The sequence below is a fragment of the Pseudomonas sp. zbq_18 genome (assembly GCF_043102245.1).
Classification (GTDB): domain Bacteria; phylum Pseudomonadota; class Gammaproteobacteria; order Pseudomonadales; family Pseudomonadaceae; genus Aquipseudomonas.
In genome coordinates this window covers 163,896-190,217 of sequence record NZ_JBICIT010000022.1, presented here as the reverse complement: position 1 = coordinate 190,217, position 26,322 = coordinate 163,896, and the positions used below count along the sequence as shown (strand labels likewise).

26 protein-coding genes are annotated in these 26,322 nt (G+C 65.0%); 9 read left to right on the top strand and 17 right to left on the bottom strand.

Annotation, left to right across the window (positions count from 1 at the left end):
- Positions 1 to 6 precede the first annotated feature (6 nt).
- The 16 genes from ACF8C6_RS17475 to ACF8C6_RS17400 all read right to left on the bottom strand — a co-directional run bounded on the left by ACF8C6_RS17475 (position 7) and on the right by ACF8C6_RS17400 (position 17,439).
- On the bottom strand, positions 7 to 1,161 hold the full coding sequence (locus tag ACF8C6_RS17475) for a glycosyltransferase (RefSeq protein WP_392500442.1): 1,155 nt from the start codon (positions 1,159 to 1,161) through the stop codon (positions 7 to 9).
- On the bottom strand, positions 1,158 to 2,204 hold the full coding sequence (locus ACF8C6_RS17470; RefSeq protein ID WP_392500441.1) for a glycosyltransferase family 4 protein: 1,047 nt from the start codon (positions 2,202 to 2,204) through the stop codon (positions 1,158 to 1,160). The genes ACF8C6_RS17475 and ACF8C6_RS17470 overlap by 4 nt, the downstream gene beginning before the upstream one ends.
- Before the next feature lie 14 nt (positions 2,205 to 2,218).
- On the bottom strand, positions 2,219 to 3,517 hold the full coding sequence (locus ACF8C6_RS17465) for a polysaccharide pyruvyl transferase family protein (protein ID WP_392500440.1): 1,299 nt from the start codon (positions 3,515 to 3,517) through the stop codon (positions 2,219 to 2,221).
- Positions 3,518 to 3,562: 45 nt separating this feature from the next.
- On the bottom strand, positions 3,563 to 4,702 hold the full coding sequence (locus tag ACF8C6_RS17460; protein WP_392500439.1) for a glycosyltransferase family 4 protein: 1,140 nt from the start codon (positions 4,700 to 4,702) through the stop codon (positions 3,563 to 3,565).
- A gap of 76 nt (positions 4,703 to 4,778) precedes the next feature.
- Positions 4,779 to 5,696 (bottom strand): glycosyltransferase family 2 protein, encoded by a 918-nt coding sequence (locus tag ACF8C6_RS17455; RefSeq protein ID WP_392500438.1) that lies wholly within the window; start codon positions 5,694 to 5,696, stop codon positions 4,779 to 4,781.
- A 10-nt stretch (positions 5,697 to 5,706) separates the two neighbouring features.
- Entirely contained in the window at positions 5,707 to 6,975 is a 1,269-nt protein-coding gene (locus tag ACF8C6_RS17450; RefSeq protein ID WP_392500437.1) for an oligosaccharide flippase family protein, read from the bottom strand.
- Positions 6,972 to 8,429: a hypothetical protein gene (locus ACF8C6_RS17445; protein WP_392500436.1), complete on the bottom strand. Its 1,458-nt coding sequence runs from the start codon at positions 8,427 to 8,429 to the stop codon at positions 6,972 to 6,974. Before ACF8C6_RS17445 ends, ACF8C6_RS17450 begins: the two co-directional genes overlap by 4 nt.
- 18 nt (positions 8,430 to 8,447) lie before the next feature.
- The gene (locus tag ACF8C6_RS17440; RefSeq protein ID WP_392500435.1) at positions 8,448 to 9,839 is read right to left on the bottom strand and encodes an undecaprenyl-phosphate glucose phosphotransferase; all 1,392 of its coding nucleotides are present in this window, start codon (positions 9,837 to 9,839) and stop codon (positions 8,448 to 8,450) included.
- Positions 9,836 to 10,615 (bottom strand): hypothetical protein, encoded by a 780-nt coding sequence (locus ACF8C6_RS17435; protein ID WP_392500434.1) that lies wholly within the window; start codon positions 10,613 to 10,615, stop codon positions 9,836 to 9,838. Before ACF8C6_RS17435 ends, ACF8C6_RS17440 begins: the two co-directional genes overlap by 4 nt.
- On the bottom strand, positions 10,573 to 11,310 hold the full coding sequence (locus ACF8C6_RS17430) for a tyrosine-protein phosphatase (protein ID WP_392500433.1): 738 nt from the start codon (positions 11,308 to 11,310) through the stop codon (positions 10,573 to 10,575). The genes ACF8C6_RS17435 and ACF8C6_RS17430 overlap by 43 nt, the downstream gene beginning before the upstream one ends.
- Positions 11,310 to 13,553, bottom strand: coding sequence for a GumC family protein (locus ACF8C6_RS17425; protein WP_392500432.1), 2,244 nt, complete (start codon positions 13,551 to 13,553; stop codon positions 11,310 to 11,312). Before ACF8C6_RS17425 ends, ACF8C6_RS17430 begins: the two co-directional genes overlap by 1 nt.
- A gap of 3 nt (positions 13,554 to 13,556) precedes the next feature.
- Entirely contained in the window at positions 13,557 to 14,087 is a 531-nt protein-coding gene (locus ACF8C6_RS17420; protein WP_392500431.1) for a polysaccharide biosynthesis/export family protein, read from the bottom strand.
- Between the two features lie 23 nt (positions 14,088 to 14,110).
- Positions 14,111 to 15,262 carry an outer membrane beta-barrel protein gene (locus ACF8C6_RS17415; RefSeq protein WP_392500430.1) on the bottom strand — a complete coding sequence of 384 codons (1,152 nt, stop codon included), beginning with the start codon at positions 15,260 to 15,262 and terminating at the stop codon, positions 14,111 to 14,113.
- Positions 15,263 to 15,295: 33 nt separating this feature from the next.
- Entirely contained in the window at positions 15,296 to 15,778 is a 483-nt protein-coding gene (locus ACF8C6_RS17410) for a hypothetical protein (RefSeq protein WP_392500429.1), read from the bottom strand.
- Between the two features lie 197 nt (positions 15,779 to 15,975).
- Entirely contained in the window at positions 15,976 to 16,479 is a 504-nt protein-coding gene (rfaH, locus tag ACF8C6_RS17405) for a transcription/translation regulatory transformer protein RfaH (RefSeq protein WP_392500428.1), read from the bottom strand.
- Between the two features lie 318 nt (positions 16,480 to 16,797).
- Complete coding sequence (locus tag ACF8C6_RS17400) at positions 16,798 to 17,439, bottom strand: hypothetical protein (RefSeq protein ID WP_392500427.1); 642 nt, start codon at positions 17,437 to 17,439, stop codon at positions 16,798 to 16,800.
- 371 nt (positions 17,440 to 17,810) lie between these two features.
- Here ACF8C6_RS17400 and coxB point away from each other — a divergent pair, with 371 nt between their 5' ends.
- Genes coxB through ACF8C6_RS17380 form a run of 4 tightly spaced genes read left to right on the top strand, consistent with a single transcriptional unit; the run spans position 17,811 to position 22,006 of the window.
- Positions 17,811 to 18,938 carry a cytochrome c oxidase subunit II gene (gene coxB, locus ACF8C6_RS17395; RefSeq protein ID WP_392500426.1) on the top strand — a complete coding sequence of 376 codons (1,128 nt, stop codon included), beginning with the start codon at positions 17,811 to 17,813 and terminating at the stop codon, positions 18,936 to 18,938.
- A 1-nt stretch (position 18,939) separates the two neighbouring features.
- Entirely contained in the window at positions 18,940 to 20,541 is a 1,602-nt protein-coding gene (gene ctaD, locus ACF8C6_RS17390; RefSeq protein WP_392500425.1) for a cytochrome c oxidase subunit I, read from the top strand.
- A gap of 10 nt (positions 20,542 to 20,551) precedes the next feature.
- Positions 20,552 to 21,106, top strand: coding sequence for a cytochrome c oxidase assembly protein (locus tag ACF8C6_RS17385; protein WP_392500424.1), 555 nt, complete (start codon positions 20,552 to 20,554; stop codon positions 21,104 to 21,106).
- A gap of 12 nt (positions 21,107 to 21,118) precedes the next feature.
- Complete coding sequence (locus ACF8C6_RS17380; protein ID WP_277687914.1) at positions 21,119 to 22,006, top strand: cytochrome c oxidase subunit 3; 888 nt, start codon at positions 21,119 to 21,121, stop codon at positions 22,004 to 22,006.
- A 6-nt stretch (positions 22,007 to 22,012) separates the two neighbouring features.
- Here the strand turns inward: ACF8C6_RS17380 and ACF8C6_RS17375 are convergent, their stop codons facing one another.
- Positions 22,013 to 22,216, bottom strand: a complete 204-nt coding sequence (locus ACF8C6_RS17375; RefSeq protein ID WP_277687915.1) for a twin transmembrane helix small protein — start codon at positions 22,214 to 22,216, stop codon at positions 22,013 to 22,015.
- 77 nt (positions 22,217 to 22,293) lie between these two features.
- On the opposite strand from ACF8C6_RS17375, the gene ACF8C6_RS17370 reads away from it, so the two are divergent.
- From ACF8C6_RS17370 to ACF8C6_RS17350, 5 genes are all read left to right on the top strand, one after another.
- A complete protein-coding gene (locus ACF8C6_RS17370; protein WP_392500423.1) occupies positions 22,294 to 23,022 on the top strand; it encodes an SURF1 family protein in 729 nt (242 codons plus the stop codon).
- Positions 23,019 to 23,609, top strand: a complete 591-nt coding sequence (locus ACF8C6_RS17365; RefSeq protein WP_392500422.1) for a hypothetical protein — start codon at positions 23,019 to 23,021, stop codon at positions 23,607 to 23,609. The genes ACF8C6_RS17370 and ACF8C6_RS17365 overlap by 4 nt, the downstream gene beginning before the upstream one ends.
- 79 nt (positions 23,610 to 23,688) lie before the next feature.
- Positions 23,689 to 24,741, top strand: a complete 1,053-nt coding sequence (locus ACF8C6_RS17360) for a heme A synthase (protein ID WP_392500421.1) — start codon at positions 23,689 to 23,691, stop codon at positions 24,739 to 24,741.
- A 16-nt stretch (positions 24,742 to 24,757) separates the two neighbouring features.
- Positions 24,758 to 25,657: a heme o synthase gene (gene cyoE, locus ACF8C6_RS17355; RefSeq protein WP_277687919.1), complete on the top strand. Its 900-nt coding sequence runs from the start codon at positions 24,758 to 24,760 to the stop codon at positions 25,655 to 25,657.
- A gap of 26 nt (positions 25,658 to 25,683) precedes the next feature.
- Positions 25,684 to 26,319: an SCO family protein gene (locus ACF8C6_RS17350; RefSeq protein WP_392500420.1), complete on the top strand. Its 636-nt coding sequence runs from the start codon at positions 25,684 to 25,686 to the stop codon at positions 26,317 to 26,319.
- Positions 26,320 to 26,322 lie beyond the last annotated feature (3 nt).

Sequence of the window (26,322 nt, the reverse complement as noted above, 5' to 3'; positions counted from 1 at the left end):
TTTCGGTTAGTCGGCAGTACGCGCGCTGGCGAGAAGGTGGTGCGGGCGGTGGGTCGGGGCGGTAGTACTGCTCAGAGCCTCGTCGATGAAGGTCTTGATCCGCTGTTTGAAAAGGGGTTTGGCGAAGGTGGCGGCGTGTTCGTGGAGCACCTGCGGGCTGAAATGGAAGACGCCGGCTTCCAGCTGGCGCACGGCCTGGATCAGCGCCTCGCGGCTCTGTTCGTTGAAGAGAATGCCGGTGCGGCCGTGGATCACCGTTTCCAGGGCGCCGCCCTTGGCATAGGCGATCACCGGTGCGCCGGCGGCCATGGCTTCGACCGGGACGATGCCGAAGTCCTCCATGCCGGGAAAGATCAGGCCCTTGCAGCGCTGCAGCAGGTCCTGGATCACTGCAAAGGGCTGGCGTCCCATCAGGGTCACGTTGCTCTTGGCGGTTTTCTGCAGGCGCTCGAACAGCTCGCCCTCGCCGACCACGATCAGTGGCAGCCCCAGTTCGTTGAAGGCCTCCACCGCCAGATCGGCACGCTTGTAGGCCACCAGCTGGCCGAGGCACAGGTAGAATTCGCCGCGGTCTTCCTCTGGGCTGAACTCGCCGGTGTTCACCGGCGGGAAGATCACCTCGGCCTCGCGGCGGTAGAACTTGTGGATGCGCGAGGCGACGAAGCTGGAGTTGGCGATGAAGTGATCGACCCGGTCCGCCGACTGACGGTCCCACACCCGCAGCCAGTGGGCGACCAGCGGGAACAGGGTGCGCACCAGGCGTCCGGCCGTGGCCAGGTACTCGTGGTACATGTCCCAGACGTAGCGCATGGGCGAGTGGCAGTAGCAGATGTGGGTGGCATCCGGGCGGGTGATCACGCCCTTGGCCGGGCCGGATTCGCTGCTCAGGATCAGGTCGTAGGCGCTGAGGTCGAGCTGCTCCAGGGCCAGCGGCATGAACGGCAGGTACTTCTGGTAATGCTTGCGGGCACCGGGCAGGCGCGCGATGAAGGTCGTGCGAATGCTGCCGCGAAAGTTGTCCGGCAGGGCCTGGCGCACCACCTCCTCGTTGCACACGTGCAGATACAGATCGGCGTCGGGAAACAGCTCGGCGAGCGCCGCGCACACGGCTTCGCCGCCGCGGTTGCTGAGCCACCAGTAGTGAATGATCGCGACTTTCATTGGAGCTCCCGTATGACCTGAAGCAGGCGAGTGGCGGATTTTTCCCAGCTGTAGCGCGTGATGTTGGCGTGGCCTTTCTCGCGCAGGGACTGGGCGAGGTCGGGGTTGGAGATGAGGCGGTCAATCTGCCGGGCGATGTCGTCGGTATCGGCCGGCGAGCAGTACAGCGCCGAATCGCCGCACACTTCCGGCAGGCTGGCGGCATCGGCCACCAGCACCGGGCAGCCGCAGGCCTGGGCCTCCAGCGGCGGCAGGCCGAAGCCCTCGTAGAACGATGGATAGGCGAAGGCGCTGGCATTGCTGTAGAGGGTGATCAGCTCCTCGTCGGTGACCCGGCCGAGTAGCTTGATACGGCGGTCGGCCTCGATCTTGTGCAGCAGCTCGGGGTCGGCGAAGTTGCGGTTCAGCGAGCCGACGATGTAGAGCTTGTGGCTGGTGCGCTCCATGCGACTGAAGGCGTCGACCAGGCCGTGGAAGTTCTTCTGCCGGTTGATCGATGACACTGCCAGCACGTAGGGCTCGGTGGCTGCGCTCTGCCGCGGGCGAAACGCCGCCGAGACCGCGTTGGGCACCACCACCACCTTGCCCGGCGCGGTGCCGTAGAGGTCGCAGATCTCCTTCTTGGAGAACTCGCTGACGGTGAGCACCTTCAGCGAGTGGCGCACGGTCAGGGGCGTGGCCAGCTGATAGGCGAGGCGGAACTTCCAGGAGAAGTTCTCGGGAAAGCGCTCGAAAGCGATGTCGTGCAGCGTGGTGATCTTGTTGCGGTACAGCAGTGGCGCGGTGTTGGCCAGGTTGACCAGCAGTGGCGAGCCCTGCCGGCGCAGAAACCGCGGCAGGTCGATCTGCTCCCAGGCATGGCCGGTGCGCGTGCCGATGCACTCCACGCCAAGCGCCGCGGCCATCTCGTGCTGGACGATGTTGTGCGGGGCGACGAAGCGGATCGCCGGCACCAGCTCGCGCAGCGCCAGGCTGATCTCCAGCGAATAGCGCTGCACGCCGGTGAGGGCTTGGGTCAGGAAACGGGCGTTGACGTAGACCACAGGCAAACATCCTGTCAGCTGAGGTGGGCGAAGTTGAGCGAGGCGAGGCGATGAATCTCGGCGCTGTTGTCCAGCAGCTGCTGCCGGCAGAGGTCGAGGTTGTCGAGGAAGCGATCCAGCTTGAAGCTGAAGGCCTCAGGCACGTCCATGATCTCGGCGGCGTTGGAGAGGTGGGCCACGTCGAGCTGGAAGTGCTTCATCAGGCCGCCCATCTTGCCCTTGTACTCGATGCCGAAGACCGGCGTGCCGGCGCCGCAGGAGGCGATCATCAGGTGCATGCGGCCGCTGACAATGCCGTCCAGGTAGCTGGCCACGGCCTTCAGCTCGGCCGCGCTCAGGCGGTCCGGCGAGCGAAACACGCGCTCCGGCAGCTCCTCGCGCAGCTCCAGTTCGACCTGGTCGAGGCAGTGGTAGTCGGCGGAGTCGCCGCGGAAGTCATGGTCGAGCAGCACGACGCTGACGTCGTGGCGGTGAATCATGCCTTTGGCGACCTGAATGAAGTTCGCCACCACCCGGTGAATGTTGTGGCGCTCCTTGAGGTCGAGCAGCAGCGGGTGCAGGTTGAGGCCGATGACCTTGCGCCCGGCGGCATGCTGGCCGTTGCACCAGAGTCGCGCCGCGCGCGCCGCTTCGCTGTCATGCTGCGGCTGCAGGAGGAAGGCGACGTCGGCCACCAGGCTGGCCCTGGCGCCGGTGAGCATTTTGAAGCGGCTGAAGGACACCGGGTCGCGCAGGTTGAACACCACGTTGTCGCTGAATTCGTCGAGCAGGAACCTGAGCTTGGGATAGGGGCGCTCACTGACGCTGAAACCGGTGACGATGGTCTCCACCCCGCGCCGCGCGAGCATGCCGGTGAGCATCAGCAACTTGCCGGAAAAGGCCTGGCTGTAGCTGCCGTCCAGCACGTCCGCGCCGATGGTGACGCAGGCACGCAGGTTGCGCTCCTGCAGCAGCGCGAGGGACTGGCGCAGGCTCAGCGGCTCGTCCAGCACGCGCACCGGTTCGGTATCCAGGCGGCGGGCGTTGGCATCGGCTTCGTCGCCGGCGGTGGCAACCAGGAAGCGCACGTTCGGCCATTGGTTGCGGAAATGCGCCAGCGTCACGCTGATCATCGCCTCGTCACCCTTGGAGGCAATCAGCAGCGCCGGGTCCGGCGGAATGATCAGCACCACCGGATCGCCATCGGGGCGTGGCCAGGCGGGAGCGGTCTTGTCGAGGTGCCACTCCTTCAACAGGGCCTGGTACTTCACGTCCAGGTATTTGTCGCGAATGCCGAAGTTGCGCCAAACGTACTTGAGTGCGGGCTTGAGCATGGGAATGTCCGGAAGGCGAGTGTGGAGGGTCGACAGATCAGGCGTTCAGGCCGTGACCAACAGGTGGGACATGAGAATCGCCGAGCTGCGCCAGCTCTGGATCTCGCCCCGCACGGCAGGCATTGGCCCGTGCGGTGGCAACAGGTGCTTGAGCAAGGCGTTTTCGATTTCCGCCGCGCTGGTCGCCAGGGCACGGGCCTGACCGCCCGCCGCCTCCCTGAGTTCGGGAATGTCGGAAACGATGACCGGGGTGCCCACGGCGCGGGCTTCCAGCACCGGCATGCCGAACCCTTCGTAGAGCGATGGCATGACCAGCACGTCGGCGAGGGAGAACACGCCGGGCATCATGTCGTCCGGCACATAGCCCGGCAGGACGATGCCGAGCGCGGCATTGGCTTCGATGGTTTTGGCCAGGCTCTGGTTCTGCCAGCCGCGCGCCCCCACCAGCACCAGCTTGTGCTGCTCCAGGGCGCCACGTCGGCGCAGGTTGATGAAGGCCTCCACCAGCGCGCCGATGTTCTTGCGCGGCTCCAGTGTCGACACGGCGAGGATGTACGGCGGCACGATGCCCAGCGGCCGAAGGGCATCTTCGGCGCACTGGCGCAGGGTGCTATCCAGCGGGCTGAAGTCACTGCGTACGCCGGGGTAGATCACCTGGTCGGCGGCCCTGCCCACCCAGTGCGACAAGCGATCCGAGGTGCCCTTGGAGTTGGTCATGACGATATCGGCGCTGCGCACGTCGCGGTCGAACCAGGCGAAGTGCGAGTAGCGGGTGGCGCGCTCCATGGTGCCAGGTACCAGGTGATGATTTAGGTCGTGCACGGTGGCGGCGATGCGCAGGGCACTGCCGCGCCCGGGGTGGATGGTGCGGCCCGCCCAGAACACGTCCAGGCGGTCCTGGCGTGCCAGCCTGGCGCCACGGGTCTTCAGCCAGATGAACGATGGCAGCTTGCGCAGCAGGGCAACATTTTCCCGGCGCACCGTCCAACGCTCCGACGGCAGCGCGATCTGCTCCGGTGCCAGGCGCGTATAGACGAAGAAGTGCGCTCTGGGCAGCAACTCGTCGAGCTCTCGGCAGAGATTGAACACGTACTGGCCAACGCCGGAAAGCGGTTTACGCAAGGCATCGCCATCGATACCAATGTTGCTGGTGCAGTCCATTGGTGACGCTGTGCCTCTCGCCATACCTGTCTCCTTGGGATGAGCGGTGCGGGCATCCCCGGAGGTCGGGGACACAGGCGACCGTTGGGTGTGGGGTGGGTCAGATGTCATGGGCGCGCAGCGGGTGGAGGTTGCCGCTGAGCAGGTCGCGGCTGGCAATCAGGTTGCCGCGCAGGCGCCCGGGGAAGTCCTTGATCTGCACCCGCAGCAGGGTCTTGACCAGATTGGCCAGCACGTTGCGGGTCATCAGGCGCAGCGCCGATTGCCAGCTCATGGTGCCCTTGCGCAGCAGGAAGATCGGGTTGGCGATCTGCGAATAGCCGAAGCGCACGCCGCTGGTGCGGCCGGTACTCACGCCCAGATGGACGCCCTTGCAGGTGGGCAGCAGGATCAGGTGGCCGAACTGGCGGGCGCGGCTGGAATAGTCGAAGTCCTCCTGCCAGCCGTACATGGGCAGGTTCTCGTCGAAGCGCAGGGCGCTGGCGACCGTGCCGCGATAGGCCATGTTGCAGCCGTACAGGCCGGTCTGCGGCTTGATGCTGGTGGCGCTGGACCAGTGCGGCTCGGGCGGCTTGCTGCCCGCCAGGTAGGCGAGGGCGTCGGCTTCCGAGACGCCGAACTCGCTGCCCACGCCGTCGGCCAGCACGTTGCCGGTGATGCCCACCAGCTGCCGATCCGCCTGCATGGCCACGGCCGCGCTGGCCAGCCAGTCGTCGGCCGGGCGGAAATCGTCGTCGTAGAAGGTGACGAACCAGTCCTCGGCGGCCAGGCCCGCGGTGTGCTCGCGCAGCGCCTCGAGGCCGGCATTGCGCTGAAGGGTCAGGCCGGCGCGGGCGAGCAGGATGCTGGTGTCGCCCGTAGCGACGCTGGGATGCTCGCTCAGCCCTTCGACGTCGCGTTCTTCGCTGCCTACTACCACGACGTGGACGGGGCTTGCCGTCTGCCGCTGCAGGTAGTCGAGCAATACGTAGGTCTCTTTGGCACGCCCTTTGGTTGCGATGACGATGAATGCCTTCATGGAGAGTCCGTCAGTGTCTGAGGTTGAACAGGCGGGCGAGGATGCCCAGTTTCCAGCAGCAGCCGAGCAGGCCGAGGAACACGATCGAGTCGCCCACCACCCGTGCCACCACCATGCCCATCCCGGCGTACTGGCTGCCGAGCGGGAAGGCCAGCAGCAGGCTGATGCCGGCGCCGAGCAGCACGACCTTGGCCAGCAGACCGTCCTTGCGCAGCGGGATGAGGATGTAGCTGCTCAGCAGCAGGTTGGCCGCGCCCAGCGGGAACAGCAGTGCCAGGTAATGCAGCATGCGTACGCTGTTCTCGAAGCCGGGGCCGAAAATCAGCGGAATCACCCAGTGCCCCAGCAGCAGGCTGCCGGCGAGGCCGGCAAAACCGATGCCGAGCAGCAGCAGGCTGGCCTTGCGGATGAGGCGGTAGGCGGCGTCGACGTCGTCGGCCAGCAATGCGGTGATACGCGGCAGGAAGATCTGCCCGGCCGGCCCCATCACGCTCAGGCCGACCGCCACCAGGCGCTCGGCGGCGCCGAAGGTACCCACCTCGGCCGGCGTGGAAAGAATGCTCAGCAGGTAGGTCGACGAGGACACCAGCAATGCCGAGGTGCCGGTGAACAGGAAGACGGCGCCGGAAGAGCGGATCAGCTCGAAACCCTTGCTCACCGACAACCGGGCGCCGCGCACCTCTTTGTGCACCCAGCCATGGGCTATTGCCAGGCACACCACCCCGGAGCACAGCAGCGCGAGTATCGCCAGGTCGGCGTCACCTTCGTCCTGTACCAGGCTAAACACCAGCGTCAGGCTGATGACGAAGCCCAGCACCTCGGGCTTGACGCCCATGCGCGGACGACCGGTGCCGACGAAGTACCAGCCCAGGTTGTAGGCGCAGACCACTCCCAGGGCCACGCTGGCGATGCCGGCCACCGGGTGTGCCGCCAGCGTCGGCGACAGCAGGATGGCCGCGCCGCCGCCCAGCACCGCCAGCAGCGAGAGCAGCCCGCGTGCGCTGAGGTGCTGACCGTAGAGCTGGGCGTAGCGTTCCGGCCCGGCGGTGGCCAGTTCGCGAATGCCGACCTGGGAAAAGCCCCACTCGACGAAGCGCCAGCAGATGGTCATCAGCGACATGGCGGCCAGCACCACACCGTAGCCTTCGACGCCCAGCACACGGCCGTAGAAGGGAATCAGCAGCAGCAGATAGACATAGCGCAGCACGTAGGCGGCATAGACGAAGATGAAGTCCATGCGCGAGCCGGTGCTGGGGCGCAGTTTGGGCTGGCTGGTCATGGGGCGACCCCCAGGGCGTGCGTGCGCGGGCGAGTGATGTGCGCCAGATGCTCGGCGATGCGCAGGCGATGAAGCCGACCGCAGTGAATCGTCACCGCGAGCGCCATGCCGAAGAGAAAGGCATTGGTGCTGCCGAAATCGGCCGAGGTGCCGGCCAGCAGGGCGACGATGAAGGCCGGCAGGAAGCAGCAGCGCACGCCCACCATGAGCGAGCGACTGAGGCGGTCGGCATCACTTGGCAGGGGCCGTAGCAAGACCTGGGCGACGAAGGTGAAGAACAGCACGCCGCCCAGTACCCCGGTATTGCTGAACACCGCTGCGACGAAGCTGGACGTGCGCGACGAGCCGACGCCGACGCCCAGCCCGTAAGTATCGGCCAGTGCCTTCCAGCCGACTGCAGTCCACATGCTGCGCTCCTCGTACGAGGAGGTCTGGGTCTTGTTGAACACCATTTCATTGAGCTTGTGGATGGCGGGGTCGAGCAGCCCCGGCTGCAATGCCAGCACCATGCCGAGCACGAACAGTGCCGCCAGCGCCGCCCAGAATTCGAAGCCCAGCCCGCGATTGCCCAAGGCCTGGGCATGGCTTTTGCGCCAGGCCCACTCGGCCAGCGCCACCAGACCGAACACGCCGAGCCCGACCAGGGCCGAAGACGAGGTCGACAGCCAGATGAACAGCAGCAGCAGTGCCACCAGCGCCGGTGCCGCCTTCTCGCGCAGAAAGCGGTCGGCCATCGTGTGGCGCAGGAAATACATCAGCCCGAGGAAGGTGATGCACAGGCTGCCGTAGGTCGAGGCCTCGGGCATCAGGCCCACCACGCGCTTGCCGCCGAACATCTCCACCTCGGTCATCAGGGTGTAGCTCGCCGTGCGGAAAGGTTCGAGCAGCGGGCTGATAGGGACATACAGGCTGGCGTAGTCGAGCAACCCGGTGAGCACCACCAGTACCGCGCCCAGGCACATGGCCCTGAGTGCGGCCTGCAGGGCATCGGCCCGGAGCAGCAGGCGGGTGAAGGCGAACACGGCGAGAATCGAGAGGCTCAGGTAGATCATCTGGGAGAAATTCTGCGCGCCGGGCTCCAGCGGAATGCCATCGGTGGGCAGCAGCCGGCGCATGGGAATCACGTTGACTTCGCCGTAGAACAGAAACGGCATGAACAGCGTGGTGAACAGCGCCACGATCCAGAACAGGAACAGCAGCAGCGCGCGTCGCGGGCTCAATGCCGACTGCAGGAAGAAGCGCATGCCCACCAGGCTGCCCAGGGTGCGCAGGATGATCAGCACCACCACCATGGGGGTCGGCGTCAGCGTCAGCCCGGAGGTGAGCTGCGGCGGCACCACGGCAAATGCACCAAACGGCATCGAGCCGAAGAACAGGTACAGCAACACCGTGGGTTTGCCGAGCAGACCGTAGAGTGCAAGGGCCCAGAAGGCGACGATGGGCAAGGCATCCATGAGGTGGCGTCCGTGCGCTCAGTAGATGTTTTTCGACAGCAGGCTGAACGGCGTCTTGATCAGGATCTTGATGTCCAGCCACAGCGACCACTGGTTGATGTAGTTGAGGTCCTGGTTGACCCGCTGCTGCATCTTGTCGACGGTCTCGGTCTCGCCGCGGTGGCCGGTGATCTGCGCCAGGCCGGTGATGCCCGGCTTGATCCGGTGGCGGGCCATGTAGGCGCGAATCTTGTCGGTGTAATAGATGTTGTGGGTCACCGCGTGTGGGCGGGGGCCGACCAGGGCCATCTCGCCGAACAGCACGTTGAACAGCTGCGGCAGCTCGTCGATCGAGGTGCGGCGGATGAAGCGACCGACCGGGGTAACACGATCATCGTGGCGAGTGGCCTGCTTGACCTCGCTGTCGTCGTGCACGCGCATCGAGCGGAACTTCCAGACCTTGATGACTTCACCGTTCCAGCCGTGGCGCTCCTGCTTGAACAGGATGGGGCCGGGCGAGGAGCGGCGCACCGCGATGGCGGTGGCGATCATCACCGGGCTGAGCAGGATGATGGCGAGCAGCGCCAGGCTGCGTTCCATGGCCTCCTTGGCGAACAGTGCGGCGGGGTGCGAGCTGAGCGGGCTTTCGTTCAGATAGATCGCCGGCATGTGCTCGATCTCGGCGACCGACTGGTTGAGCAGCAGCATACTGCCGAAGTCGGGAATCCAGACCACGTCCACGCCCATGTCGAGCAGGTCGATGTAGATGCCTTCGATATGGCTGATCTCGTCGAGCGGCAGGGCGATGTAGACCCGGCGGATCTGCTGGCGGGCAATGATCGCGCGCAGGTTGACCAGGCTGCCCAGCACCGGCAGCTCGCTTTCGCCGCGGTCCTGCCCCGACTCGGTGGCGATCAGCCCGACCAGCGGCACGCGATTGGGGTGGGTCAGCTTCTTCGCCAGCTCCTGGGCCAGCCCGCCGGTGCCGACGATCACCGAGCGGCGGTCCTTGCGCAGCCTGCGTGAATGCAGGCGGGTGAGCATGTGCAGCGGCAGGTAGGTACAGGCCTGCACCAGGAAGCCGAGCACGGCCCAGGTGAACATCAGTTCGCGGGAATAGTTGTCGGTGGTCTTGGTCGCATAGCTCATGATCAGCAGGCCGCCGAGCAGCAGCACCCATGCGGCCAGCAGCCGGGCGAGGCCGGACAGCATGCCGTTGCGCTTGTGATAGACATGCAGCAGGCCGTAGCAGGGCACCGAACCCAGGATGGTCAGTACGCTGAGCAGGCGATACTCGCTGGGCAGCTCGGCAAAGCGCCACATCACCAGGGCGCCGAGCACCAGGTTGGTCATGAGCATGGCGGCGAGCCACTGCCCCCAGAAGGTCAGTCCGCGTCGATTGGCCATGAGGATGCTGTGTTGCGACGTCATATGCGTATACCTCGGTATTTGCACAGCGCGGCCGCCGCAGGCGGGGCGCCGTGACAGAGCATGTCCTGCAGGCCCAGGGTCTGGGCCAGGTCGAGTAGCTCTCGAGCTGCATCGGTGCGCCCGTTGAGAACCCGGTGCGCCGATTCGAGGGTGGTGACGCGTTGTGTAGCGCTCAGCTGCGGCCAGTTGCGCAGGCCGATGCTGGCAAGCTCTCCCTGCACGGCCGGGCGGTAGGGGCCCAACCGATTGGCTTGCTCCTGTGCCTGGACGAAGGACGCCGACGTGTCGCCCAGGGCGTAGTGGGTGTGGGCCACGCGGGCCCAGGTGTTGGGCCAGGTCGGCCTTACTGCCAGCGCGCGCTGGTAGGCCTCCAGGGCGGCGCGGCGTGACTCGGCGGCCAGCAGGGCGCCGACGGGTTGTTGCATGTGACGCCAGGCCTGTACCTGGCCGAGGCGGTCCAGGTAGCGGCCGCTGGCCACCGGATAGCGCTCCACGGCCCGTTGGGCGGCGCTGAAGGCCGCCTGCCAGGCCTGCGCCGCGGGCTCGCGAGCCTGCCGCTGCCAGTGCTGCAGGTACTGCTCGCTGCGGCTTGCGGCGAGCGCCGCGTCGAGCATGCGCAGCGCCAGTGCCAGCATCGCCAGCGCCACCGCGGCCACCGCCACCAGCACCAGGCGCTGCAGGGGCGAGGCGGGAGTGGGCGGCCTGACGTGGCGGACGTAGCTCGGCGTGGTGCCTAGGCGGCGCTTTGGCTGAAATGCGTCTCGGTGATTCGCCATGGGTTGTCCTCGACCAGGCGCCGGGCGGCCGGCTCGCCCACCAGCTGGATGGCGGCAGTCAGCCCGGGCAGCAGGTTGGGCGGGCGTACCCTGAGGTTGTGGGCATCGCTGGCCAGTACGGTGATCTGGCCTTCCAGCAGCAGGCGTTCGGCCAGCGCCTGGGCTCTTTCACCGAAGCGGCCGGCCAGCGAGCCGGCGGTGACCTGCAGCGGACAGCCCAGTTGCAGCAGCGGTCGCAGCAGCTCCGGCCGGCTCATCAGGCCCTTGTTGCGCTCGGGGTGGGCGATCATCGGCTGCAGGCCATGGTCCATCAGCCAGCGCGCCAGCTGGATGGTGCCGGCCGGCACATGGCTGTGCGGCAGTTCCAGCAGGAGCAGTTGGCGACCCTGCCAGTACCCCAGGCAAGGCAGCTTGCCGGCCAGGGCGAGGGGCATCAGTTCGCTGTCGAAACGGACCTCGGCTGCGGCGCTGACCTGCAGGGCGATGCCGGCGTCGGCCAGGGCGCCGCTAAAGCTCGCCAGCGCCGCGGCGATGCCGGCGGCGCAGTTGTCGTAGCGGCCCAGATGCAGGTGCGGCGTGCACATCAGGTGGGTGGTGCCGCAGGCCGCGGCGAAGCGGGCCATTTCCAGCGCGCTGGCAAGATCCGGCGCGCCATCGTCGAGCCCGGGCAGCAGGTGCGTGTGCAGGTCGATCATCAGTTGCTCGGTGCGCTGGTGGCGTAGGCGCTGTAGTGCTTGGCGTAGTCGTAGTTGTACTTGCCGGCGGATTTCAGATTGACCTGGTTGAGCACCATGCCGGTCACCGGGGCGTTGTTCTGCAGCAGCTGACCGACGCCTTTCTGCACCAGCGGAATCGGCGTGCTGTGCGCGCGAATGACATAGATCAGCGCGCTGGAGTGGGTGGCCAGCAGCAGGGTGTCGCTGACCGCCTGGGTCGGTGGTGAGTCGATGATGATGCGCTGGTAACGCCCCTTGAGGGTTTCCAGCAGCTGCGCCAGGCGTGGCGAGGACAGCAGCTCCAGCGGGTTGGGCGGCACCATGCCGGCGGGCAGGACGTCGATGTTGCCGATGCGCTTGAGGCATTCGTCCAGGGTTGCCGTGCCGGCGATCAGGTTGGCCAGGCCGGGGGTGCCGACCGGCAGGTCGAAGTTGCGCGCCAGGGTTGGGCGGCGCAGGTCGGCGTCGACCAGCAGCACGCTTTCCAGGTGCGCCATGGAACTGGCCAGGTTGGTGGCCACGGTGCTCTTGCCCTCGTCGGGCAGGCTGGAGGTCACCAGCACGATGGGCCGTGGCGTATCCATGGCCGACAGCACCAGGCTGGTGCGCAGGGTGCGGATCGACTCGCAGAAGTACTTGTCGGCGTCCTGCTCGAACAGGTGCATCACCTTGTGGCGCTGCTTGCGCGGCACCAGCGGCACGATGCCGAGTACCGGTGCATTGAGTTTGGTTTCGACGTCCTCCGGCGACTTGAAGGTGTTGTTCAGGGCTTCGAGCAGCAGGGTCAGGCCGACGCCGACGATGCTGGCGAGAACGATGGCGATCGCCACGATCAGGCTCTTGCGCGGCTTGGCCGGGCGCAGTGGCGGCATGGCGTGGTCGATGATGCGCGCATTGGCCGAGTCGATGTCCGAGGTGGCCGCGGTTTCCTTGAGGCGGGTGAGGAAGGTTTCATAGAGGGTGCGGTTGCTGTCGACGTCGCGCTGCAGCTCGCGCAGCTTGAATTCCTTGCGGGAGATTTCCTGGATCTGCACCTTGTTGCGGTCATAGGACTGGCGCAGGGAATTCTCGTTGGCCACCGCCAGCTGGTAGTTGCGTTCAATACCGGCCACCACCTGCTTGACCTGCTCGCGCAGGCTGGAGGTGGCGGCGGCCAGCTCCGAACGCGCGGCGAGCATGGTCGGGTGCTTCTCGCCGTAGCGTCGCGACAGTTCCTCGACCTTGGCCTGCGCCCGCGCCTGATCGGCCTTGAACTGCTGGATCAGCGGGTTGCCCAGCACGGCGGGCTCGCTGGCCGCTCGGTCGAGGTCGCCGCGCGCCAGGGACTGCACCTGGCGGTATTGGCTTTCCGCCTCGGCCCGCTGGCGCCGGGCATCGATCATGCGATTGCTGGTCAGGGCCAGTTCGTTGGCGCTGATGGTGGACACGCCGTCGACGTCCACCAGGCCTTCCTGCTCGCGATAGGCCTGCAGTGCGTTCTCCGCGTTCTGCAGTTTTTCCCGCAGCTCTTCCAGGCGGTTGTTCATCCAGCCGGCCGTGGCCAGCGCTGTATTCATGCTGGCCTCCAGCTGGCTTTCGATGAAGCTTTCGGCCAGGGCGTTGGCGACCTGGGCCGCCAGTTGCGCGTCCGGCAGTTCGACACCCACCGAGATCAGCTGGCTTTTGCCGACGGCGTTGACGTTGATCCGTTGCCTCAGCGCGTAAGTGGCGGCAGTGAAGGCCATTTCGTCGCTGATGGTCGGTTCCGGCTCCAGCTCTTGCGGCGTGGCGCCAGGGAGCAGCTGGGACAGCTGCGCGCTCTTGAGCCAGGCGCGTGGGTCGAATGCCGGTTGCGGCTGCTGCCGCGGATCGAACAGCGGGTGCTGGTCCAGGTTCAGCTTGTCGACCACGCGTTCGGCCAGGGCCCGTGATTGCAGCAGGCCGAGCTGGGTCAGCAGGTATTCGCTGCCGCCGCTGGCAGCGGAGTCGTACATCTGCTGGAACGACAGCACCTTGGGGTTGCGCTCTTCGATCAGCAGGGTGGCGCCGGCCTGGTACTGCGGCGTCATGTTGAGCACCAGCAGCACGGCGAGCATGGTGACGGTGACGACAAAGGCGCCAATGTTCCACTTCGCCCGCCAGACGGTACGCCACAACCTGAGCAGGTCGATGCTGTCGTCGTCCTCGGGCGTGGCGCGGTTCGCCAGTGTGCGATCGATGATGAGGCTGCGGCTATGGTCCATGAGTCAGAAGAAACCCTGGTCGATGGTGATGGTGTCGCCCGGCAGGATGGCGGTATCGAGGTTGGCCTTTTCGATCTGGCGCGATTCGCCGCTGCTGCGCGTGATGGTTACGCGGTTGGTCGAGGCGCGCTCGGTCATGCCGCCGGCCAGGGCAATGGCGCGGTCCAGCGTCAGGCCCGGTTGATAGGGGTAGCCGCCGGGCTTCTGCACTTCACCGCTGATGTAGAACTCGCGGTAGGTGATGACGCTGAGCGTGACCTTGGGATCGACCAGATAGCCGTCGCGCAGCTGTTCGGTGATCAGGCGTTCGACTTCGCTAGCGGTTTTGCCGCGTGCCTGCACCTGACCGATGAAGGGGTAGGAGAAGGTGCCGGTGTCGTTGAGGCGGATTTCGGCAAAGCTCAGGTCGGGCTCGCCGAACACGTTGATGCGGATCACATCGCCGGAGGCCAGGTGGTAGCGGCTCGCGTTATCGGCCAGCAGCGGCTGGGCCAGCAGCAGGCCGAGCAGAAGAAACAGGCGTGGAAGTGACATGTCGTTCTCGCGGGCTATCGGCACTAGAAGCTGCCGGTGAGACTGAGCAGGTAGATGTTGCGCTCGTAGCTTTCCAGCTCGACCGAGGAATCGTTCTTGCGGTAGCGGTAGCCGAGGCTGATGTCGAGCCAGCGGCGCACGGCATAGGTCAGGCTGAGGCTGGCGCTGCTGATGTCGTCGTCGCGCTCCTGGCCCTCGTAGACCTGGCGGCTGAGGCCGAAGCTGAGGTTGCTGCTCAGGCGGCTGGTCCATTCGTGCCGCCAGAGCAGCTCGGTGCTGGTGGTTTTCACCGCATCGGAGCCGTCGTCGCCTTCGTCGAAGGCCCGACGGGCGTTGAGGGTGAACACGGAGTAGGTGCGCGGCGCCCAGTCCAGACCGACTTCCCACATGGGGCTGTCGAGGTCGTCGACCCGCGGATCATCGAAGTCCTTCTGCTCGTAGCCGATGCGGACCTTGCCGGTGGTGCGCGCCGTGGCTTCCCAGATGGCGCCGGCCAGCAGTGCCTGGTTGGTGCTGTTGCGCCGACTGTCGGCCAGGGTGTAGTCGAAATCGCTGTGGCGCAGCTCCAGCAGGGCCCGGGTGCTGCCGCCAAGGGCGTGCGTCCAGGTGCCGGTCAGGGCGAGGGTGTCGCGATCCTTGTCGGCATTGATCTCGCCGCTGTTGTCGTAGCGCAGGCGCTCCTGGCTGACGGCCAGGCTGAGCTGGTTGATCGCGGTCCGGGCACCGTAGTCGTAGCGCCCGGAAAACCGGCTGCTGTGGTACTTGTCGTTCTCACGGTTGACCGCGGTGGAGGCGGTGTCTTCCTGGCGCTTGTAACCGGCTTCCAGGTGCAGGCGCTGGCGCGCGTCGAAGGCGAGGATGCTTTCCAGCTTGGCATCGTGATCGGTGTTACTGGCATCCGCAGCGCTATGGTAGTGCTCGCTGACGGCCTGGTAGCTCAACCGGTAGGCACTGTTGCGGTCTTCGGCGGTGAGGCTGAAGGCCGGTTTCAGGGTGGTGATCCAGGAAGACTCGACATCCTCGCTGAGCGCGCGGAAGTTGTCGTCGTAGCTCTCCTGCACCTCCAGGGTGGGGACGAAGTCCAGGCCGTGGACATCGAAGTTCTTCGGGGTGATCGCCCAGGCGGGCGTGGTACTGCCGATGGCGCAGGCCGTGAGTAGACCGCAGAGACGCATGGCGAATCCTTAGCTGGCGTCTGACAGGAAAGATCAGTTGGGGCTGGCGGCCAGGCGCGCGTCGCCGCTGCTGCCACCGGTGCCGGATTCGGCGCCCGAGGGCATCCCTGCCAGTGCGGCAAAGGTGGGCGCCTCGTCACCGGCGGCTGTGGGCGCCAGTTCGGAGAGGGTCTCGGCAATCAGTGCGGACTGCTCGGGAGCGGCCAGCAGCGCGGCAATGAAGATGGCATTGCGCTGCGCGGGGGCCGCCAAAGCCAGGGTGCGAGTGATCGCGGCGGCCTGCTCGGGCTGACGGGTGATGAGCACTTCGGCGACCAGGGCGGCCTTGCCCGGTGCGGCCGCCACTAGCTCGGCGATGACCTGCAGCAGCTGCTCGGGCGGCGCCTCGTCAACTGCCCGGGCGTGCTCGGGAGTCATGACCACGCCCGCGGCGATCAGGGCCTGGGTGGTCTGCGGGTCGGCAGCCAGAGGTGGCGTGACTGCCGCGAGAGAGAGGGAGAGGATCAGTGTGCGCATGGGATACAGCTCCTTCAGGCGTCTGGCCCGTTGGCTTTCAGGCACGCTACCGCCCCAAGGTTGATCGTCAGTCCCCTGAGAACGAAGCTGGCAAGTGAAAGCGGTTAATGTGCTACTGCGTCGCCCCTGCTACGGGGGCTCACTGCTAGCCTTCGGGAACTACGACTGCTGACATCCACAGGCTTTGGGTGAAGCGATCAGGCGCTTCTTATGTGGTCAATCGGCAACTGCACCGGTTGTTTGCGATTCAGCAACTGCAACAGAATCAGTACGCGCTGCTGTCCGTTCATGGACAGGAAGATGCCTTCCAGCATCTGCAGCGGGCCCTGGGTGATGAGCACCCGGTCGCCCGCTGCGTGAGGTTTGCGAACGAACGGCTGCCGGCAACGCTCCTCGATACCGGCGATCATTTCGTCCGTCACCCTGGCCGGGATGTTGTTGAAGCTCACCACCCGGCTGACGCCTCGTGTCGAGCGCAATGGCGCCCAGTTGTCCTGCTCGGCCAGGCGAATGAACAGATAGCCTGGGAACAGCGGCTCGGTGGCTTCCGGCCGGCGCGTCGTACCTGGCGACTCGCGACGAATCTGCGGGTTAAAGACTTGATAACCCTGGTTCTGCAAGTTGAGGACAGCCCGTCCATCCTGGCGTGGCTTGCATTGCAGCAGATACCAAAAGGTACTGCGTGAGCTTCCCGTCTCCATCCTGTTGCTCCTTTGCACCCTCGCGGTTGCAGGCTTGCTGTTGGTCGCAATCCGGTTGTCCGTCTCATCCGTTGAGCGGGCATAAGGGGTTCAGCACAGAGCGTACCAACTCGCAAAAATCCGCTTTGACCTGAGCTGCTGTACGCGAGGCTGCCAGAGAAATGTGAAGGCTTGGCGACAGTTACCGATCAAAATCAGCAACATAGCTGGGCGGCGCGGCGAAACCGCGTAGGCGAGAGGAGGGGGCGCTGCGCTTGGCGTGCCGCACCACTCAGGTGCGGGATGCCTCGGGGTTGGGCAGAAGACGCAGGCGGGAATTCAGGCCGGAAGACCCAGTTCCACGCCCAGTTGCCGCGACAGGCAGGGCCAGTTCTGCCAGGCTGCCAGGGTTTTCGGGCTGCTCAGGCGAGCACGGTATTCCTGGACGGAGTCCTGCCGGAATACCTCTTCATCCAGCATTCCTTCCAGAGCATGGTGCACGGCCTGGTCCAGCTGGTTGGCGAAGGGCTCGCCGATCAGCTGGTGGGCGATTACGTTGGCCACGGTGGTGTCCAGCGGAATCAGCGGCTGGCCGAGGTGGGCGATGTAGCGGTCGTTGACCTCCTCCACCAGGCGATGGGCCAGGTAGGCCTCGTCGAGCAGGGCATCCAGACCATGATGGCCCTCCATCAGGGGCGGCGGGCTGAGGAAAAACTGCTCGGCCAGTTTCAGCACCGGTTTCACCTGCGCCTCGATCCCCGCATCACGGGCGACGCTATTGGCGGCATCGAGCACATCAGGAACCTGCTCGACGTAAGCCCTGACGAAGCGTTGCAGCACGCCATGGGCGTCGCTGGCGGGCAGCTGGATACTGGGGTGCAGGCCGCTCAGCTGCTGCTCCAGCTGACGAGCAAGCTGCCCCGTGGCGGCTTCTTGCTCCAGGGCAAGACGGATCTGTTGGCGCAGCGCGGGTGTGTTCATGACGGCTCCTGAACAAGGACATGAGGCAAGCGAGACTTCACCTTAGTCGGCCATGGTCTACGACTAAGATCGGATTGTCATATTTAGTTAATGTTTATGAGCAAGCGCTATATGAAATAACCTTTGATTCGGCCCAGGCCGCGTCAATCAAGGGCTGCAGGCGGTAGCGGAAATCGGGCGTTATTTTTCTGACTTCGTTGTGCACTCTCTTCCCCTGTCTATACTCGAACTCGCAAGGCGTTACCTGATGGAACCGGACGGGCTACGGCACGGAGAGGTTTCGACAGTGGTGGCCAGCAGTATCGGCAAGGTCGATCCCTAAGCCGCAGGCTTGACCGGCGGGATAACAAGAACAATGAGGGGAACCCGTGATGATGCGACATCCACGCGTTTGGATGGGCTTCATGCTGTGGCTGGTATTCGGCTCGGCGCACGCCGCCTGGACGGTGAACATGGCGCCCGGAGTCACCGAGGTCAGCCGTACCGTCTTCGATCTGCACATGATCATCTTCTGGATCTGTGTGGTGATCGGTGTGGTGGTATTCGGCGTGATGTTCTGGTCGATGCTGATCCACCGCCGCTCCACCGGCCAGGAACCGGCCCATTTCCATGAGAGCACCACGGTCGAGATTCTCTGGACCGTCGTACCCTTCGTCATCCTGGTGGTCATGGCCATCCCGGCCACCAAGACCCTGATCGATATCTACGACACCTCCGAGTCCGAGCTGGATATCCAGATCACCGGCTACCAGTGGAAGTGGCACTACAAGTATCTGGGGCAGGATGTCGAATACTTCAGCAACCTGGCCACGCCCAGCGAGCAGATCCACAACAAGGCGGAGAAGGACGAGCACTACCTGCTGGAGGTGGATGAGCCGCTGGTGGTGCCGGTCGGTACCAAGGTGCGCTTCCTGATTACCGCAGCCGACGTGATTCACTCCTGGTGGGTGCCGGCGCTGGCGGTGAAGAAGGACGCCATTCCCGGCTTCGTCAACGAATCCTGGACGCGCATCGACGAGCCCGGCATCTACCGTGGCCAGTGCACCGAACTGTGTGGCAAGGACCATGGCTTCATGCCGGTGGTGGTCGATGCCAAGAGCAAGGAAGACTTCGCCGAGTGGCTGGCTTTACGCAAGGAAGAGGCCGCCAAACTCAAGGAGCTGACCAGCAAGGAGTGGACGCTGGAAGAGTTGGTCGAGCGTGGCGAGAAAGTCTACAAAACCAGCTGCGCCGCCTGCCACCAGGCCGAGGGTCAGGGTATGCCGCCGATGTTCCCGGCACTCAAGGGTTCGCCGATTGCCATCGGGCCAAAAGAGGGGCACCTGGATATCGTCTTCCACGGCAAGCCGGGCACCTCCATGGCGGCCTTCGGCAAGCAACTGTCGGAAGTGGATATCGCCGCCGTCATCACCTACGAGCGCAATGCCTGGGGTAACGCCATGAACGACATGGTGACGCCGAAAGAAGTGCTTGAGCTCAAGCAGGCCGAGGAGAAATGACATGAGTGCAGTGATCGACTCGCACAAAGAGCATGGTCATGCCGGCCATGACCATCATCACGGCCCGGCCAAGGGTCTGATGCGCTGGGTGCTGACCACCAACCACAAGGACATCGGCTCGATGTACCTGTGGTTCAGCTTTGCCATGTTCCTGCTCGGCGGCTCGATGGCCATGGTCATCCGCGCCGAGCTGTTCCAGCCGGGCCTGCAGCTCGTGCAGCCGGAGTTTTTCAACCAGATGACCACCATGCATGGCCTGATCATGGTGTTCGGCGCAGTGATGCCGGCCTTCGTCGGCCTGGCCAACTGGATGATTCCGCTGATGGTCGGTGCGCCGGACATGGCCCTGCCGCGAATGAACAACTTCAGCTTCTGGCTGCTGCCGGCAGCCTTCGGCCTGCTCGTCAGCACGCTGTTCATGGAAGGTGGCGGACCGAACTTTGGTTGGACCTTCTACGCACCGCTGTCGACCACCTACGCGCCGGAGTCGGTGACCTTCTTCATCTTCGCCATCCACCTGATGGGTATCAGCTCGATCATGGGGGCGATCAACGTGATCGCCACCATTCTCAACCTGCGCGCCCCAGGCATGACCCTGATGAAGATGCCGCTGTTCGTCTGGACCTGGCTGATCACTGCCTTCCTGCTGATCGCGGTGATGCCGGTGCTGGCCGGTTGCGTGACCATGATGCTGATGGACATCCACTTCGGCACCAGCTTCTTCAACGCGGCTGGCGGCGGTGATCCGGTACTGTTCCAGCACGTATTCTGGTTCTTCGGCCACCCCGAGGTGTACATCATGATCCTGCCGGCCTTCGGCGCCGTCAGCTCGATTATCCCGGCCTTCGCGCGCAAGCCGCTGTTCGGCTACACCTCGATGGTCTACGCCACCGCCTCGATCGCCTTCCTGTCGTTCATCGTCTGGGCGCACCACATGTTCACCGTGGGCATTCCGCTGACCGGTGAACTGTTCTTCATGTACGCCACCATGCTGATCGCCGTGCCCACCGGGGTGAAGGTGTTCAACTGGGTGAGCACCATGTGGCAGGGCTCGATGACGTTCGAGGCGCCGATGTTGTTCGCCGTGGCCTTCGTGATTCTGTTCACCATCGGCGGCTTCTCTGGCCTGATGCTGGCCATCGCCCCGGCGGACTTCCAGTACCACGACACCTACTTCGTGGTGGCGCATTTCCACTATGTGCTGGTGCCCGGTGCGATCTTCGGCATCTTCGCCTCGGCTTACTACTGGCTGCCCAAGTGGACCGGGCACATGTACGACGAGACCTTGGCCAAACTGCACTTCTGGATGAGTTTCATCGGCATGAACCTGGCGTTCTTCCCCATGCACTTTGTGGGGCTGGCCGGCATGCCGCGGCGGATTCCCGACTACAACCTGCAGTTCGCCGACTTCAACATGATCTCCTCGGTAGGTGCCTTCACCTTCGGAGTCACCCAGTTCCTCTTCCTGTTCATCGTCATCAAGTGCATTCGCGGCGGCAAGCCCGCGGGCGACAAACCGTGGGACGGTGCCGACGGTCTGGAGTGGACGGTGCCGTCACCGGCGCCGTATCACACCTTCAGCACGCCACCGGAAGTGAAGTAGGAGCCCGCTCATGAGCGAAAGCCTGAGCACCAAGCGTCTGGTCACCCGCCTGCTGCTGGTGGTGGCCTGCATGTTCGCCTTCGGTTTTGCCCTGGTGCCGATCTACGACGTGATGTGCCAGGCCTTCGGCATCAACGGCAAGACCGCCGGGGCCTACCAGGGCGAGCAGGCGGTGGACGAGGCCCGCCAGGTGCGCGTGCAGTTCCTCGCCACCAACGCGGCCGACATGGTCTGGGAGTTCGGCCCACAAGCCGACGAGTTGACGGTGCAGGCCGGCGCCAGCAACGAGATGCTGTTCATCGCCTACAACCCGACCGACAAGCCGATGACCGCCCAGGCCATCCCCAGCGTGGCACCGTCCAAGGCTGCAGCGTTCTTCCACAAGACCGAGTGCTTCTGCTTCACCCAGCAGGTGCTGCAACCCGGCGAGCGCATCGAGATGCCCGTGCGCTTCATCGTCGACCGTGACCTACCCAAGGAAGTGAAGCACCTGACCCTGGCCTACACCCTGTTCGATATCACTGCGCGCAAGCCACCCGTGGCGCAGGTGACCCAGGCTCCATAAGGAGAACAACAAATGTCGAGTCACGAGAACTACTACGTCCCTGCCCAGAGCAAATGGCCGATCATCGCCACCCTCGGCATGCTGGTGTCGGTGTACGGGGTCGCCACCTGGTTCAACGACATGAAGGCCGAGCGTGCCGACTCCAACGGCCCGCTGATCTTCTTCGTCGGCGGCCTGATCCTCGCCTACATGCTGTTCGGCTGGTTCGGCAATGTGATCAAGGAAAGCCGCGCCGGCCTCTACAGCCCGCAAATGGACCGTTCGTTCCGCTGGGGCATGAGCTGGTTCATCTTCTCCGAGGTGATGTTCTTCGCAGCCTTCTTCGGTGCGCTGTTCTACATCCGCATGTGGGCCGGCCCCTGGCTCGGTGGCGAAGGCGACAAAGGCGTGACCAACATGCTGTGGGAGGGCTTCGAGTACAGCTGGCCGCTGCTCAATAACCCGGACTCAAAACTGTTCCCGCCCCCGACGGCGGTGATCGATCCCTGGCACCTGCCGCTGATCAATACCATCCTGCTGGTGACCTCCAGTTTCACCGTGACCTTCGCCCACCATGCGCTGAAGAAGGACAAGCGCGGGCCGCTCAAGCTGTGGCTGGCCCTGACCATCCTCCTTGGCGTGGCGTTCCTGGTGCTGCAGGTCGAGGAATACATCGAGGCCTACACCGAGCTCGGGCTGACCTTGGGCTCGGGCATCTACGGCGCCACCTTCTTCATGCTCACCGGCTTTCATGGTGCCCACGTGACCATGGGCGCGCTGATCCTGACGGTGATGCTGGTGCGTATCCACAAGGGCCACTTCGATTCCGAGAAGCACTTTGGCTTCGAGGCGGCCAGCTGGTACTGGCACTTCGTCGACGTGGTCTGGCTGGGGCTGTTTATCTTCGTCTACGTGCTCTGAGGTGGTTTACCAGGTCACGTGACTGACCAGCTGGCCGCTGTAGAAGCCCCAGGCGATCAACGCCACGGTGATGGCGGTCAGCGTGACCCGTACGCTCAGCGAATTGACCACTCGCGAGCCGTGGCCCTCGTCCTTGACCAGGAAGAACAGGCCACTGAACAGGCTGACCATTGTGGCCAGCAGCAGGAGGATGATCGCGGCCTTGAGCATGCGTGACTCCGGGGGATGGGGGAATCGATGTGTCGTTGCAGTATAGCCAGCCCATTGCCGTTACTCGGCAACAGCCTATGAACGGCTTCCGTCCCGGCTGGCTGCCCAGCCTGGTGGTTGTCCTGTTGCTGCCGCTACTGGTCAGCCTGGGCTTCTGGCAGTTGTCGCGGGCCGAGGAGAAACGCGAGCTGCTGGCCGAGTTCGAGGCCCGGCGTCAGGCCGAGCCCATCACCGTGACCGAGCTGGAGCGACGAAGCGATCTGGCTCATCTGCGCATTCGCCTGCACGGCCAGTTCGACGAACGCCATAGTCTGCTGCTGGACAACCGCATGCGCGATGGCCAGGTCGGGGTCGAGTTGCTGCAACCCTTCTACGACCAGGGCAGCGGCCTGTGGCTGCTGGTCAATCGCGGCTGGCTGCCCTGGCCGGATCGACGTACACCCCCGCAGTTCACCACGCCTGAGCAACCGCTGGCGCTGCAGGCGCGGGTCTATGTGCCGCTGGGTAGCGCCTTCCAGCTGCAGGCCGATCCGCACAGCGGCGACTGGCCGCGGCTGATCACCGCCGTGGAGCCGGAACGCCTGTGGCGCCAGCTGGGTCGCGGTGGCCTGGCCTACGAGGTACGCCTGGAGCCTGGCCCGGCGGCTTATCAGGCGCAGTGGCCGCTGGTGGCCATGGGCCCGGAAAAACACAGCGGCTATGCCGTGCAGTGGTTCGCCCTGGCGGCGGCCCTGTTCTGTCTTTACCTCTATCTCGGCTGGCACAACGCCCGCTCGCGAGTCGTTCCTGCAGGAGAGCAGCCATGAACACCACCCTGACTCCAGAACTGCCCACCCAGGCTGTTGTAAAGCGGCGTCGCGGTCGCCTGCAGTTGATCATGCTGCTGTTGCTGGCCATCGGCCCGATGGTGCTTGCCACTTTCATGTACCAGTGGCGTTTCTGGGTGCCGGATGGGCGCAATTACCACGGCACGCTTGTCGGCGATGGCACCCAGCTGGCGGATATCGGCGTGCGGGGCGCCGACGAGGGACGCTGGCAGTTGCTGGTCACCGCGCCCGGCGACTGCGCCGAGGAATGCCGCCAGTTGGTGTATGCCGCCCGGCAGATTCATATCGGCCTCAATCGCGATGTCTCGCGTGCCGCTCATGGTCTGGCGGTGGCTCGGCCTCTGAGCGACGCCTATGAACAGCAATTGCAGCGCGAATATCCGCAGCTCGGGCGTTACAGCCTGGATGACATGGCCTACCGGCAGCAGGTGCCTTCGAGCGAGGGGGCTCAGCTGTGGATCGTCGACCCGCACGGCAACCTGGTGTTGCGTTACGACGCCAAGACCAAGGGCAAGGACATCCTCACCGACCTGCGCCTGTTGCTAAAGCTCTCGCAGATCGGTTGAGAGCCTGTCCATGGTCAACCTGGCCCTGGCTCGCAAGACGGCCCTGCTTTCGGCATAAGAAGAACAAGAGAGGCCCCGGATGAATGAACGCAAGTCTCTGCCCGGCTACCGCCTGGCCCTTTTCGCCATGGCCCTGACGGTTGTCGTGGTGCTGTTAGGCGCCTATACCCGGTTAACCCACGCGGGCCTCGGTTGCCCTGACTGGCCGGGCTGCTACGGTTTCATCGGCGTACCAATGAGCGAGCACAAGCAGGCTATCGCCGAGGCGCGTTTCCCCGAGGCACCTGTGGAAGTGGAGAAAGGCTGGAACGAGATGGTCCACCGCTACTTCGCCGGCAGTCTCGGTCTGGTCATCCTCGGCCTGGCCGTGCACGCCCTGCGCCGCCGCGGGCAAGACGGGCAGCCGCTGAAACTACCGCTGCTGCTGCTTGGCGTGGTGATCGCCCAGGCCGCCTTCGGCATGTGGACGGTGACCCTGCAGCTCTGGCCGCAGGTGGTCACAGCGCACCTGCTCGGCGGCTTCGCCACCCTGTCGTTGTCATTCCTCCTGTGCCTGCGCCTGTCCGCTGCGCTGCCGGCACTGCCAGTGGTACCTCGGCGTTTGCGGGCACTCGCCGGCCTGGCCCTGCTCTTGGTCGTGTGTCAGATCGCCCTGGGCGGTTGGGTCAGCTCCAACTACGCGGCAGTGGCTTGCGTCGATCTGCCGACCTGCCATGGCGAGTGGTGGCCGGCGATGGACTTCGCCAACGGCTTCCATCTGACCCAACACATCGGCCCCAACTACCTCGGCGGCCAGCTGGACAGCGATGCGCGTACCGCCATTCACATGACTCACCGGCTCGGCGCCGTGGGGCTCAGCCTGGTGCTGCTGCTGCTGGCCTGGCGCCTGCGAGTCGCCGGCCTCGGTCGTCTGGCCGGCTTGCTGCTGCTGGCGCTGGCCGTGCAGGTCAGCCTGGGCGTGAGCAACGTGCTGCTGCATCTGCCGCTGGCGGTGGCGGTGGCGCATAACGCCGGTGGCGCCGCGCTGTTGCTGGTGCTGGTACTGATCAACTATCGCCTGCGCAGTACAGGTCAGGTCCGGGTGCCGCAATCGCAGGCATCCGTGCGTGCTCTGGCAGCGGCGGGTAAATAAAAAGAGGAGAGACATCATGGCTACTCTGTCGCGTGTCCATTCCGAGAGCGCCAGCTGGCGCGACTACCTCGAACTGACCAAGCCTCGAGTCGTGCTGCTGATGCTGATCACCTCGCTGGTCGGCATGTTCCTCGCCACCCGCGCCGGTGTGCCCTGGACTGTGTTGCTGTTCGGCAACCTCGGCATCGGCCTGTGCGCCGGCGCGGCGGCGGCGGTTAACCATGTGGTGGACCGGCGCATCGACTCGATCATGGCCCGTACTCACAAGCGCCCGGTCACTGCCGGACGGGTCTCGGTGCCCGCCGCGCTGAGCTTTGCCCTGGCGCTGGCCGTGGCCGGCATGGCCTTGCTGCTGGCCTTCACCAACGAGCTGGCGGCCTGGCTGACCCTCGCCTCGCTGCTCGGTTACGCGGTGCTCTATACCGGCTTTCTCAAGCGCGCCACGCCGCAGAACATCGTCATCGGCGGCCTGGCGGGCGCTGCGCCACCGCTGCTCGGCTGGGTGGCGGTGACCGGCCATGTCAGCGCCGAGCCGCTGCTGCTGGTGCTGATCATCTTCGCCTGGACGCCGCCGCACTTCTGGGCCCTGGCCATTCACCGCAAGGCCGAATATGCCAAGGCCGACATCCCCATGCTGCCGGTCACTCATGGCGAGCACTACACCAAGGTACACATCCTGCTGTACACCGCGGTGATGCTGGCGGTGACCCTGTTGCCCTATGCCATCCACATGAGTGGGCCGCTCTATCTGGCGGCCGCACTGGTGCTGGGCGGGCGCTTCATGTTCTGGGCCTGGGTGCTGTACCGTGACAGCCGGCCGCACGCGGCGATCAATACCTTCAAGTACAGTATCTGGTACCTGTTTCTGCTGTTCATCGCCCTGCTGGCCGATCATTACCTGCTGCTCAACCTGTAGCGCTAGCCCTGTCCAAGAGAGATTGCATGACCCGTACCCAGAAGACCGTTATCGTTCTCGCCGCCTTCGTCGCCCTGGTGCTGGGCCTGACCGTCAACAAGGTGCTCAACAGCAAGGGCGACGGCACCGACAAGGTGGCCATGCTCGATGCCGGCATCGTCCTGCTGCCGCAGAGTCGTACCCTGCCGGCGCTGTCGCTGACCAACCAGGACGGCCAGACGGTGGCGGTGGATAACCTCAAGGACAAGTGGAGCCTGCTGTTCTTCGGCTACACCTTCTGCCCTGACATCTGCCCGGCCACCCTGGCTCAGCTGCGCCAGCTGCAGGGCATGCTGCCGGCAGAGACCCGGGACCGGTTGCGCGTGGTGCTGGTGACGGTCGACCCTCATCGCGACACCCCTGAGCAGCTGAAGAAATACCTGGGCTTCTTCGATGCCGGCTTCCAGGGCCTGACCGGCGCCCAGGACGACATCCAGAAACTGGCCAATGGCGTCAGCATCCCCTTCATCCCGGCCGACACCAGCCAGGAGAACTACACCGTCGACCACAGCGGCAATCTGGTGATCATCGGCCCGGACGGCACCCAGCGCGGTTTCATCCGCGCGCCGCTGAACAACGACAAGCTGGCTTCCCAGTTGCCGAGCCTGTTCAAGCTCGACTGAGCG